Below are 12,004 nucleotides of genomic sequence, written 5' to 3' on the forward strand. Positions count from 1 at the left end.
GTGCAGTAAGTTTCGTGGGTGGCAAACAACGTCTTCGACCTCGCCGAGCTCCGCAAGCTGATCGAGGAGCCCGCTCCAGTGGAGACGCCCGCGCCCCAGGTCAGGGAGGCGTTGACGTTCCCGCCTGTCGCGCTGGCCGCCGACGCGGAGCTGGCCGCCGCGGTGCCCCGGGTGCCGCTCGTCGCCGACGCCATCAAGCTCACCTCCTGGACCGGCGAGCGCCCGGTCACCGACGAGGGACTGCTGCCCGAGACCGACGCCGCCGCCGCGGCCAAGGAGCTCGGCGTCTCCCGGGCCCGGCTGCGGCTGGCCTGGATCGTGGCGGTCAACACCCGTCTACTCCAGATCGTGCGCGGCACCGCCTCGCGCGGCGCGCTGCCCACGCGCCTGCCCGTCGAGGGCACGCTGGAGTTCTGGGACGGCGTCGTCATGGACGTACTCGACCAGGCCGAGACCTCCCGCCTGACCGGCTCGCGCGTCATCGACGGCCACCTGGCGGAGACCCTCGCCACCATCTACTCCGTGCGCTCCGGCGTCGCCATCGCCAACCTCGCCAAGGGCCTGCTGCAGTCGCACGAGGTGGCCTGCGAGCCGAGCCAGGCCGAGCTGCGCGAGCTCAGCGGCAGCCTGCCGGGCGAGTTGCTGGAGGCGCTGTCCCTGCTCACCTACTGCGGCCTGGTGCAGCAGACCGGCACCGGCCGGATCGCGCTGACCCCGCTCGGCGTCTGGGCCGTCCGCCACGACCTGCTGCGCGAGGGCCACGAGGCGCCCACGCTGGCCGAGGTCGAGGTCTTCGCCGGGCTCGACGCGGAGGCGCTGGTGGATTGCCTGGTCAGCGGCGCGGTCACGCAGAGCGCCGTGACGACCTGGCTGGAGCGCCGCCCGCCCGAGCAGGCCGCCCGCGACCTCCTGGCCGTGGCCACGGCCGGCGGCGCCGGCCACCGCGGCGCCGTGGGCGCCATACTCGAAGAGCTCGGCCCCGAGGCACAGTCGCCGGTGCGCGACTCGCTGGCCGACCCCACCATGTGGCGCTACGCCGCCTCCTGGCTGCACATCCGCGACCTCGACGCGCCGCCGCTCAGCTCCGACGACCACACCTGGATCGCCGTCGACTCCGTCGCCGCCCTGCTCCACATCTCCGGCAGTCCCGAGTCCGTCGGCGAGTTCGGCGCGCTGGAGTCCGGCGAGGACCTGGTCAGGAGCGTGGGGGAGATGGCCGGCTCCAGCCATCCCGACACCGTGGCCGTCCTCGAACTCCTGGCCTCCACCCACGGCGACGCGGCCGTCGCCAAGGCGGCGCGCAAAGCCGCGATGAAGGCAAGGTCGCTCCAGACCACTAAACTGGGCTGATCCCACCCTGCCTTCGCGGAACGGAGTTGGCCTCTTGGCGATCCAGTCGATCCGGCTGTTCGGAGACCCGGTGCTGCGCACCCCGGCGGCCCCGGTCGTCGACTTCGACAAGGAGCTGCGCAAACTGGTCAAAGACCTGACCGACACGATGATGGACGCGCCGGGCGCCGGCCTGGCCGCCCCGCAGATCGGCGTCGGCCTGCGGGTCTTCACCTACTACGTCGACGACCAGCTCGGCCATCTGATCAACCCCGACCTCGACCTGTCGGCCGACCTCGACGAGGAGGGCGAGGAAGGCTGCCTGTCCTTCCCCGGCCTGTCCTTCCCGACGCCGCGCGCCATCCGCGCCGTCGCCAAGGGACTCGACATGCACGGCGAGCCGGTCACCCTCGAAGGCACCGACCTGATGGCCCGCTGCTTCCAGCACGAGACCGACCACCTCGACGGCATCCTGTTCATCGACCGGATGGACTCCGCGCAGCGCAAGCTCGCGATGAAGGCCATCCGCGAGGCCGAGTGGAGCGGTCTGACCCCACCGGCGGTCAAGTTCTCCCCGCACGCCACCGGCGGGAAGGCTCTCTGACCATGCGCCTGGTCTTCGCCGGCACGCCCGAGACGGCCCTGCCCTCGCTGCGCGCCCTCATCGACTCGCCACGCCACGACGTCGTGGCCGTGGTCACCCGCCCCGACGCCCAGACCGGCCGCGGCCGCAAGGTGCACCCGTCGCCGGTCGCCGAGCTGGCCGAGGAGGCCGGCATCGAGGTGCTGCGCCCGGCCAAGGCCGGCGACCCCGGGTTCCTCGACCGGCTGCGCGCGCTGGAGCCCGACTGCTGCCCGGTCGTCGCCTACGGGGCGCTGCTGCCGCAGTCCGCGCTCGACGTGCCCCGCCGGGGCTGGGTCAACCTGCACTTCTCGCTGCTGCCCGCCTGGCGCGGCGCCGCCCCCGTGCAGCACTCGGTGCTCCACGGCGACGAGATCACCGGCGCGGCCACCTTCCAGATCGTCAAGGAGCTCGACGCCGGGCCCGTCTACGGCGTCGTCACCGAGGAGATCCGCGCCGGCGACACCAGCGGCGCGCTGCTGGAGCGCCTGTCGATCTCCGGCGCCGGGCTGCTGGCCGCCACCCTCGACGGAATCGAGGACGGCACCCTGGAGCCCCGGCCCCAGCCCGCCGACGGCATCAGCTACGCACCGAAGATCAACGTGGACGACGCCAGGGCCGACTGGCAGGCGCCCGCCATGCGCGTCGACCGGCTCGTGCGCGCCTGCACACCCAACCCCGGCGCGTGGAGCGAGTTCCGCGGCCAGCGGGTCAAGCTCGGCCCGGTCCGGCCGCGGCCCGACGCCGCCCGGCTGGAGCCCGGAGTGATCGCGGCCACCAAGCATGAGGTACTGGTCGGCACCGCCACCCATCCGGTCGAGCTGACCGAGGTGCAGGCGCAGGGCAAACGGGCGATGAGCGCGGCCGAGTGGGCCCGCGGCTCGCGCCTGGGCGAAGGGGACAAGTTCGCGTGACGGCTTCACGGGGGAACGGCGGCGCACGGGGCCGCGGTCGTGGTGACGGCGGCTACGGCCGGGGCGGCGGGAGCCGTACCGGGAAGGGGCCGGTGCGGGACGAGCCGCGCAACGCGGCCTTCGACGTGCTGCGGGCCGTCGACGAGCGGGACGCCTACGCCAACCTGCTGATGCCGCGCCTGCTGCGCGAGCGGCGGCTGGGCGGGCGCGACGCGGCGCTCGCCACCGAACTGGCCTACGGGACGTTGCGCGGGCTCGGCACCTACGACGCGATCATCGAGTACTGCACCGACCGCGCGCCCGACCCCGACGTGCGCGACGCGCTGCGGCTCGGCGCCCACCAGCTGCTCAAGATGCGCGTCCCGCCGCACGCCGCGGTGGGCACGACCGTCGATCTGGTACGGCTGCGCGTCGGCGTCGGCGCCTCCAAGTTCGCCAACGCCGTCCTGCGCAAGGTGGCCGCCAGGCCCCTCGACGACTGGATCCCGATCGTGGCTCCCGAGGACCCGGTCGGCCACATGTCGATCGCCCACAGCCACCCGCGCTGGATCGTGTCCGCCTTCCGCGACGCGCTCGGCGGCGACGACGCGGAGACGGCCGATCTGCTGGCGGCCGACAACATACGCCCGCTGGTCACGCTCGTGGCCCGTCCCGGCCGCAGCTCGGTGGCCGAGCTGCAGGACTCCGGCGCCGAGGCCGGCCGCTACTCGCCCTATGCCGCCTACCTGCCCGAGGGCGACCCGGGCCAGGTGCCGGCGGTGGCCGAGTACCGCGCCGCCGTTCAGGACGAGGCCAGCCAGCTCGTCGCCCTCGCCCTGGCCAGGGTGCCGGTGGAGGGCCGCGACGAGTTCTGGCTCGACATGTGCGCGGGCCCCGGCGGCAAGGCGGGCCTGCTCGACGCCATCGCCGCCTACGGCGATCCCGACGAGGGCTTCCCCGGCGGCAAGCACCTGCTGGCCGCCGACGTCCAGTACCACCGTGCCCGCCTGGTCTGGCAGACCACCCGCGAGGCCTCGGTGATCACCGCCGACGGCACCGAGCCCGCCTGGCGGCCCGGCGCCTTCGACCGGATCATGCTGGACGCGCCCTGCACCGGCCTGGGCGCGCTGCGCCGCCGTCCCGAGGCCAGGTGGCGGCGTGACCCCGCGGGCGTCCCCGGTCTCGGCGCGCTGCAGCGCGGCCTTCTGGGCACCGCCCTCGACGCGGTACGGCCCGGCGGCGTCGTCGCGTACGTCACCTGCTCGCCCCACCTGGCCGAGACCGGGATCGTGGTCTCCGACGTCCTGCGGGGCCGCGAGGACGTCGAGCAACTGGACGCGCGCTCGTACGTGACCGAGGTGCCCGATCTCGGCGACGGCCCGCACGCGCAGTTCTGGCCGCACCGGCACGGCATGGACGCCATGTTCCTGGCCCTGCTCCGCAAGCGATAACAAGCAAGCGTTAGGTCACGATTCGCCTTCTAAGCCTGTCCTTGCCCCGGGCCGGTGTGGTCCCATCGGCCACGTGGACATCCTCGACGGCCTGCGCGGGGCCGAACTCGGGCCGATCATCGCGCTCCAGGGGCTGCCCGGCTGGCTCGAACCGGTGATGGAGGCGGTGTCGCTGTTCGGCAGCGAGCAGACCTTCCTGTTCCTGCTGCCCGTCCTGTACTGGTGCGTCAGTCCCCGCCTCGGCCTGCGGATGGGCGTGGTCGTGCTGGGAGCGGCGGCCGGCAACGCGGTGCTCAAACTGCTGTTCCACGCGCCGCGTCCCTACTGGGTGGACGCCCGGGTCAGGCCGCTGTCGCTGGAGGGCACGTTCGGGCTGCCGTCCGGGCACGCGCAGATCGCCACGGCCACGTGGGGCGCCCTGGCCGCGGCCGTGCGCCGGCCGTGGGCGTGGTGGGGCGCGGTGGCGGCGGTCGCGCTCATCGGGCTGTCCCGGGTCTACCTGGGAGTGCACTTCATCTCCGACGTGGTGGCGGGGGTGCTGCTGGGCGCGGCCGTGCTGGTTCTGGTGGTGAAGCTGGAGGAGCCCGCCGTACGGTGGTGGCGCGGGCTGTCGCTCGCCCGGCAGCTGGCCGCCTCGGCCCTGGTCTCGGTCCTGCCGCTGGGGGCGGCCGCGCTGGCCAGCCTGCCCCATGCCGGGTGGTCACCGCCCACGGCGTGGCGGGCGGCCGGGGACGTCGACCCCGCCGCGCTCGACACGCTGGTGGCGATGTGCGGGTCGGTGCTGGGGATGCTGGCGGGGGCGTCGGTGATGTACCGGCTCGGGTGGTTCTCGGTGCGCGGGACGCCGGGGCGGAAGGCGGCGCGGTGGGCGCTCGGGTCGGTGGTGGTGGGGGCGGTGTGGTTCGGGCTACGGGAACTGCTGCCGGACCATGACGTGCTGCGCTATCTCCGGTATGCGCTGCTGACGTTGTGGGTGCAGCTGGGGGCGCCGCTGACGTTCATCCGGCTGGGCCTGATGGACGGGGCCGGGCGCAAGGTGTCCTAGAAGGCGTTCATCTGGCTGGGCCTGATGAGCCGAGCGCAAGGTGGCCTAGAAGGCGCGGGCATTCCGGACTTCCCGGGCCCTGCGAGGTTTCCCGGGGGATGGCCGGTGCCCGGTGCGGGTCTGCGCTTTCCCTAGAATCGGAGCGTGCAGATCTCGCCCAGCATCCTGTCCGCCGACTTCGCCCGGCTCGCCGACGAGGCCGCCGCGGTGCCCAACGCCGACTGGCTCCACGTGGACGTCATGGACAACCACTTCGTGCCCAACCTCACCCTCGGGCTGCCCGTCGTCGAAGCGCTGCTCAAGGCCACGTCCACGCCGATCGACTGCCACCTCATGATCGAGGACCCGGACCGCTGGGCGCCCGCCTACGCCGAGGCCGGGGCGGGCAGCGTGACCATCCACGCGGAGGCGGCCAAGGCGCCGGTGCGGACGCTGCGCCAGATCAGGGCGCTGGGGGCGCGGGCCGGGTTCGCCCTCAACCCCGCCACCGACGTCACCCAGTACGAGGACCTGCTGGGCGAGATCGACATGTTGTTGCTGATGACGGTCGAACCCGGCTTCGGCGGACAGCGCTTCCTCGACGTGGTGCTCCCCAAGATCCGCCGCGCCCGTGAGCTGGTGTCCCGCCACGGGGGCCAGATCTGGATCCAGGTGGACGGAGGGGTCGCCGCCGACACGATCGAACGGTGCGCCGAGGCGGGCGCGGACGTGTTCGTGGCGGGCAGCGCCGTCTACGGCGCCACCGACCCGCGCGCCGCCATCGACCACCTGCGCGCCCTGGCCGAGAGCGTCCCCCGCCCGGGCGGCGCGATCTAGCTGTTCTAGCCCTCGGCGGTACGCCCCCATTCCGGACCGGCACCCGGACCCCGCACCTCCGGTGCCGGCCACATGGACCCGGGCGGGCTGTCCGGGAACCCTGAAAGCCGTTCTTCACACCGGGCGCGCCCCGGGCTTCCTCGCGCCCGGAACCTCCGGCCATCCCGCACGGAAACCTCCGGCCATCCCGCACGGGCTGGGCCGGCTGTCAGGTTGCCGTTGTTCGCGCCGGGGCCAGAGGCCGTGTGGCGCGGGGTCTGAGGCCGAGGGTGTTCTGGAACGTTTGTCTGGTCGGGGGTTATGGGTAACTGTTTACTTATGACGGACCATGGACTGTTCGGGCCGGAATCGGTGACGTGGCGGGTGATGGGGGAGCCCATCCTTCTGGTGGGTGGGTTCCGTGCGCTGCTGATGCAGGGGTTGCACCCGAGGGCGATGCGCGGTGTCCTGCAGAACTCCGCGCTCATGCACCCCGACGAGGCCTGGTCGCGGTTCATGCGGACCACCGAGTTCGTCCGGGTCCGGACCTACGGCACGCTGCCCGAGGTCGAGCGGGCCGGCAGACGGGTCCGGAAGATCCACTCCATGCTCCGCGCCGACGACCCCGACACCGGTGAGCGCTTCCGGCTGGACGAGCCCGGTGCGCTGATGTGGGTGCACGTCGGCGAGGTGGACTCCTACCTGTCGGTGGCGCGGCGGGCGGGTGTGCGGCTGTCGGCCGGGGATGCCGATCGGTTCGTCCTGGAATGGCGGCGGGCCGCGGAGGTCGTCGGACTGAATCCCGCTGACGCCCCGGGCAGCGTCGCCGAGCTGCGCGCCTACGTCGAGGCCGAGCGGCCGGGCCTGCGCCTGGTGCCCGAGGCGGGGCACCCGCTGCTGCAGTCGCTGACCGCGCCGCTGCCACTGCGGCTGGCGCCGCTCAAGCCCGTGCTTCCCGCCCTGACGCTGCTGGCGTTCGCGACCCTGCCCCGCTGGGCGCGCCGCCTGTACGGCCTGCCCGCCACCCCCGTCGGCGACCTGTGGGCCACCGCGACCCTGCGGACGTTGCACGCGGGCCTCGGCCTGGTGCCCGCCCAGATGCGCTACGCCCCCGACGCCCGCCGGGCGCGCAAGCTCATGGCCGCTTGACCAAGCGAGCGCTTGGTTGAGAACATGGGGGCGGTCGCAGATGCCGATTCGGGCATGGCAGACTGATAGGCGAAAGAAGAGCTAGCGTGCTCCGGGGTCGGTGAAATTCCGAACCGGCGGTTACAGTCCGCGACCCGGCCGATGCCATCGGCCGGTTGACTCGGTGAAATTCCGGGACCGACGGTTAAAGTCCGGATGGGAGGAAGCGCGCAGGCGTCCGGCCGTGGCCGGGCGCCGTTGTGGTGGCGTACGCGCACCACGCACCCCCGGGGTTCGCCGTGGCTTGGAGCTACTGGCGAGTAGGAGGTCCGGGGGTGGACGAACCCTTCCGGGATGACCCCCTTTCCGATGAACGGCGCACCGCCGACGAGCGGCCCGCCGCAGGCGAACGGCCCGCCGCCGACGAGCGGCACGCGGCCGGACAAGAGCACGTCGCCGGTCAACGGCATGGCCCCGGGCAAGAGCACAGCGCCGGTCAACGGCACGGCCCCGGACAAGAGCACGGCGCGGGCGGGCGGGATGCCGGGCACATGGCGCGGGCCGTCGAACTGGCCGCGTTCGGTCTCGGCACGACCAGCCCCAACCCCGTCGTAGGCTGCGTCATCCTCGACGCCCACGGCGAAGTCGCCGGCGAGGGCTTCCACGCCTACGCCGGCGGCCCCCACGCCGAGGTCGTGGCCCTGCGCACGGCCGGTGAACGCGCCCGCGGCGGCACCGCCTACGTCACCCTCGAACCCTGCGACCACACCGGAAGCACCGGCCCGTGCACCGAGGCGCTCCTGGCCGCGGGCCTGGCCCGGGTCGTCTACGCCGTCCCCGACCCCAACCCGCTCGCGGCCGGCGGCGGCGAACGGCTGCGCGCCCACGGCGTCGAGGTCGCGCACGGCCTGCTGGGCGAGGAGGCCGAGCGGGTCAACGCCGCGTGGCTGACCTCGGTGCGGCTGGGCAGGCCGCATGTCACGTGGAAGTTCGCCGCCACCCTGGACGGCCGCTCGGCCGCCGCGGACGGCACCAGCAAGTGGATCACCTCGCCCCAGGCCAGGCAGGACGTTCACCGGCTGCGGGCCGCCTCCGACGCGATCGTCGCCGGCATCGGCACCGTCCTGGCCGACGACCCGCTCCTGACCGCCCGCCCGGCCAAGGCCGTACCGGACGACGGGCTGGCAGGCGGGCCGGAGAGCGGGCTGGCAGGCGGGCTGGACGGGGCGATGCGCGAGCAGCTCGCCGAGGCGAGGCGGCGGGCGCGGCCGCCGTTGCGGGTGGTGGTCGACTCGGGAGCCCGTACGCCCGCCGGGGCACGGGTGCTCGACGGGGCGGCGCCGACCCTCGTGGCCATCGCCGACACCACGCGCACCGGGCTGACGGCCGAGCTCGCGCGGCTGCCGTACCGGCCGGATGGGCTGGATCTGCACGCGCTGCTCACGGAGCTGCGCCGGCGCGGGGTGGTCAGCGTCTTTCTGGAGGGCGGTCCGACGCTCGCGGGCTCCTTCGTCAGGCAGGGCCTGGTCGACCGGGTCGTGGCCTACGTGGCGCCCGCGCTGCTCGGCTCGGGGCGGGCGGCGCTGGGGCAGGCGGGCGTGTCCACGATCGCCGGCATCCACTCCTTCGTCTTCGAAGAGGTTTCCATGATCGGCCCGGACCTGCGGCTCACCGCGCGGCCGGGCTCCCCTAAGGAGAAGTGATGTTCACCGGAATCATCGAGGAAATGGGCGAGGTCGTCGCCCTCGAGACACGCGGGGACTCGGCCGTGCTGTCGGTACGCGGCCCGATCGTCACCTCCGACGCCGGCCACGGCGACTCCATCGCCGTCAACGGCGTCTGCCTGACCGTCGTGGAGTCGGCGGACGGGGTGTTCACCGTCGACGTGATGAAGGAGTCGCTGGAACGCACCTCGCTCGGCGGGCTCAAGGAGGGTTCGGCGGTCAACCTGGAGCGCGCGGTCCGCGCCGACCAGCGGCTCGGCGGTCACATCGTGCAGGGCCACGTGGACGGCACCGCCGTACTGCTGTCGAGAGAGCCCGGCGAGGCGTGGGACAACCTGCGCTTCAGCCTGCCCGCCCAGCTCGCCCGGTATGTGGCGGAGAAGGGTTCGATCGCGATCGACGGAATCAGTCTCACGGTCACGACGGTTGACGACGACAGCTTCGGGGTGAGCCTCATCCCGACCACGCTGCGCCTGACCAACCTGGGCCGGCGCGTGGCCGGGGAACTGGTGAACCTGGAGGTCGACGTGATCGCCAAGTATGTGGAAAGGCTGGTGGCACTGCGGTGAGCTGGGCAGATGCCTCTATCAATGTTTTCGGGTTGCCGGTCAAGTGGACCGATCTGCTCGGCAACGTGTTCGCGGTGGCGACCGTGCTGTTCGCCATGCGCAAGTCCATCTGGACGTGGCCGGTGCAGTTCATCGGGGCGGTGCTGCTGTTCGTCGCCTCGGTCAGCGCGCACGTCACCGGAAACGCCCTGAAGCAGGTCCTGTTCGGCGCGCTGGCGGTCTACGGCTGGTGGAAGTGGCGCCAGGGCACCCAGGGCGGGCAGGCCCTTGAGGTGCGCCCGGCCCGTTCCGGCGAGCGGCTCGCGCTCATCGCCGCCATGGTGCTCGGCACCGCCGCGGTCGCCGCGCTCTTCTACGGCGCGTGGGCGTGGTTCGAGCTGCCGCTGTCGTGGGGTGTGCACTCGCCCGCGCCGGAGAGCTACTTCCTCGTGGCCGCCGACGCCTACATCTTCGTCGGCGGGGCCGTCGCCACCTGGGCGCAGGGACGGGCGCTGGTCGACTTCTGGATCGTGTGGATGGCCGTCGACCTGGTCGGCGTGCCGCTGTTGTTCCGCTCCCAGCTCTACGTCTCCGGCGCCGTCTACGGCCTGTTCTTCATCCTCGTCCTCATCGGCTTCGTGAAGTGGCTGCGCGAGTACCGCACACGGACCGCCGAGCTCAAGCCCATGGCGGTGGCGACATGACCATGCTGGACCACGTCGAACGGGCCATCAACGACATCCGCGACGGCAGGCCCGTCATCGTCGTCGACGACGAGAACCGCGAGAACGAGGGCGACATCATCTTCGCCGCCGCGAAGGCCACCCCCGAGCTCCTGACCTTCACCATCCGCCACACCAGCGGCGTCATCTGCGTGCCCATGGAAGGCAAGGAGCTCGACCGGCTCGGCCTGCCGCTCATGGTGTTCCAGAACCGCGAGCGCATGCGGACCGCGTACACCATCAGCGTCGACGCGCGCGACGGCGTCACCACCGGCATCTCGGCCGCCGACCGCGCCAAGACCATCCGCGCGCTCGCCGACTCCGCCACAGAACCCAATGAGCTGGTACGGCCCGGCCACATCTTCCCGCTGCGTTACCACGACGGCGGTGTCCTGACGCGCAGGGGCCACACCGAGGCCGCCGTCGACCTGGCCCGCCTGGCCGGGCTGTCACCCGCGGGCGTCCTGGCCGAGATCGTCAACGACGACGGCACCATGGCCAGGCTGCCCGAACTGCGCGCCTTCGCCGACCGGTACGACCTCGCCCTCATCTCCATCGAGCAGCTCGTCGAGCACCGGCGGCGCACCGAGAGCATGGTCACCCGGGTCGCCGAGACCCGCCTGCCCAACCGCCACGGCACGTGGCGCGCCTACGGCTACTCCAGCTCGCTGGACGGCGGCGAGCACCTCGCGCTCGTACTCGGCGACCTCGGCGACGGCGAGAACGTGCTGGTCCGCGCCCACTCCGAATGCCTGACCGGCGACGTGTTCGGCTCGCTGCGCTGCGACTGCGGCGTACAGCTCGACCACGCCATGGCCGCCATCGCCGAGGAGGGCAGGGGCGTCGTCGTGTACCTGCGCGGGCACGAAGGACGCGGCATCGGCCTGCTGGCCAAGCTCAAGGCGTACAGCCTGCAGGACAACGGCAGCGACACCGTCGACGCCAACCTGGAGCTGGGGCTGCCGGTGGACGCCCGCGAGTTCTCCAACGCCGGCCAGATGCTGGCCGACCTGGGGGTCAAGTCGATCCGGCTGCTGACCAACAACCCCGCCAAACTCAAGGGCATGGACGGCTACGGCATCAAGGTGCTGGGCCGCGAGGCGATGCCGGTGGCCGTGAACCCCCACAACGAGCGGTACCTGACGGCCAAGCGGGAACGGCTCGGCCACTTCGTGGAGGAGACCTCATGAGCGGTGAAGGACGGCCCGGGGCGTCCGCGGTGGACGCCTCCGGCCTCAAGGTCGGGATCGTCGCGGCGAGCTGGCACGCGGGGATCACCGACCGGCTGGTGGCCAGGGCCGTACAGGCCTGCGACGACAGCGGCGCCCGCGCCACCGTGGTGCGGGTGACCGGTTCGCTGGAGATTCCCGTGGTGGCGCAGGCGCTGGCCAGGCGCTGCGACGCGGTGGTGGCGCTGGGAGCGGTGATCCGGGGTGAGACCGCCCACTTCGAGTACGTCTGCGACTCGGTGACCGCGGGACTGACCAGAATCTCGCTCGACGAGGAGACCCCGGTCGGCAACGGCGTCCTGACCTGCGAGAACCTCCAGCAGGCCGAGGACCGCTCTGGCGGGCCCGGCGCCAAGGAGGACAAGGGCTACGAGTCGGCCATGGCGGCGCTGGAGACGGCGTTGCTGCTCCGCGGGCTGACCGTCTGATCGCCGGGGGGGGGGCGGCCCCCCCCCCCCCCCCCCCCCCCCCCCCCCCCCCCCCCCCCCCCCGACGGGAGATTAAAAACCGGCCCCCCC

At 72.8% G+C, this 12,004-nt stretch carries 12 protein-coding genes and 1 riboswitch; all 12 genes read left to right on the top strand.

Translation table 11 applies throughout. The features are described from left to right. Positions 1 to 18: 18 nt before the first annotated feature. Positions 19 to 1,350: a hypothetical protein gene (locus tag ACIBKY_RS29350; RefSeq protein ID WP_397101468.1), complete on the top strand. Its 1,332-nt coding sequence runs from the start codon at positions 19 to 21 to the stop codon at positions 1,348 to 1,350. Positions 1,351 to 1,384: 34 nt separating this feature from the next. Then, positions 1,385 to 1,933: a peptide deformylase gene (gene def, locus ACIBKY_RS29355; RefSeq protein WP_184960653.1), complete on the top strand. Its 549-nt coding sequence runs from the start codon at positions 1,385 to 1,387 to the stop codon at positions 1,931 to 1,933. 2 nt (positions 1,934 to 1,935) lie between these two features. Next, the gene (gene fmt / locus ACIBKY_RS29360) at positions 1,936 to 2,865 is read left to right on the top strand and encodes a methionyl-tRNA formyltransferase (protein ID WP_397101470.1); all 930 of its coding nucleotides are present in this window, start codon (positions 1,936 to 1,938) and stop codon (positions 2,863 to 2,865) included. Then, entirely contained in the window at positions 2,862 to 4,295 is a 1,434-nt protein-coding gene (locus tag ACIBKY_RS29365; protein ID WP_397101472.1) for an RsmB/NOP family class I SAM-dependent RNA methyltransferase, read from the top strand. The genes fmt and ACIBKY_RS29365 overlap by 4 nt, the downstream gene beginning before the upstream one ends. Positions 4,296 to 4,368: 73 nt before the next feature. Then, complete coding sequence (locus ACIBKY_RS29370; RefSeq protein ID WP_397101474.1) at positions 4,369 to 5,340, top strand: phosphatase PAP2 family protein; 972 nt, start codon at positions 4,369 to 4,371, stop codon at positions 5,338 to 5,340. A gap of 144 nt (positions 5,341 to 5,484) precedes the next feature. Then, positions 5,485 to 6,156, top strand: a complete 672-nt coding sequence (gene rpe / locus ACIBKY_RS29375; protein ID WP_397101476.1) for a ribulose-phosphate 3-epimerase — start codon at positions 5,485 to 5,487, stop codon at positions 6,154 to 6,156. A 318-nt stretch (positions 6,157 to 6,474) separates the two neighbouring features. Next, positions 6,475 to 7,284 (top strand): oxygenase MpaB family protein, encoded by an 810-nt coding sequence (locus ACIBKY_RS29380; RefSeq protein WP_397101478.1) that lies wholly within the window; start codon positions 6,475 to 6,477, stop codon positions 7,282 to 7,284. Positions 7,285 to 7,366: 82 nt separating this feature from the next. After that, positions 7,367 to 7,497: riboswitch (FMN riboswitch) on the top strand. 101 nt (positions 7,498 to 7,598) lie between these two features. Further along, positions 7,599 to 8,966, top strand: a complete 1,368-nt coding sequence (ribD, locus tag ACIBKY_RS29385) for a bifunctional diaminohydroxyphosphoribosylaminopyrimidine deaminase/5-amino-6-(5-phosphoribosylamino)uracil reductase RibD (protein WP_397101480.1) — start codon at positions 7,599 to 7,601, stop codon at positions 8,964 to 8,966. Then, complete coding sequence (locus tag ACIBKY_RS29390) at positions 8,966 to 9,556, top strand: riboflavin synthase (protein ID WP_397101482.1); 591 nt, start codon at positions 8,966 to 8,968, stop codon at positions 9,554 to 9,556. The genes ribD and ACIBKY_RS29390 overlap by 1 nt, the downstream gene beginning before the upstream one ends. After that, a complete protein-coding gene (locus tag ACIBKY_RS29395) occupies positions 9,553 to 10,239 on the top strand; it encodes a nicotinamide riboside transporter PnuC (RefSeq protein WP_397101484.1) in 687 nt (228 codons plus the stop codon). The genes ACIBKY_RS29390 and ACIBKY_RS29395 overlap by 4 nt, the downstream gene beginning before the upstream one ends. Next, positions 10,236 to 11,447 (top strand): bifunctional 3,4-dihydroxy-2-butanone-4-phosphate synthase/GTP cyclohydrolase II, encoded by a 1,212-nt coding sequence (locus ACIBKY_RS29400; protein ID WP_397101486.1) that lies wholly within the window; start codon positions 10,236 to 10,238, stop codon positions 11,445 to 11,447. Before ACIBKY_RS29395 ends, ACIBKY_RS29400 begins: the two co-directional genes overlap by 4 nt. Continuing rightward, positions 11,444 to 11,914, top strand: coding sequence for a 6,7-dimethyl-8-ribityllumazine synthase (ribH, locus tag ACIBKY_RS29405; RefSeq protein WP_397101488.1), 471 nt, complete (start codon positions 11,444 to 11,446; stop codon positions 11,912 to 11,914). The genes ACIBKY_RS29400 and ribH overlap by 4 nt, the downstream gene beginning before the upstream one ends. Positions 11,915 to 12,004: the final 90 nt, after the last annotated feature.

Origin of the sequence: Nonomuraea sp. NPDC050394 (assembly GCF_044459065.1) — a bacterium.
In the GTDB taxonomy this organism is placed as follows: domain Bacteria; phylum Actinomycetota; class Actinomycetes; order Streptosporangiales; family Streptosporangiaceae; genus Nonomuraea.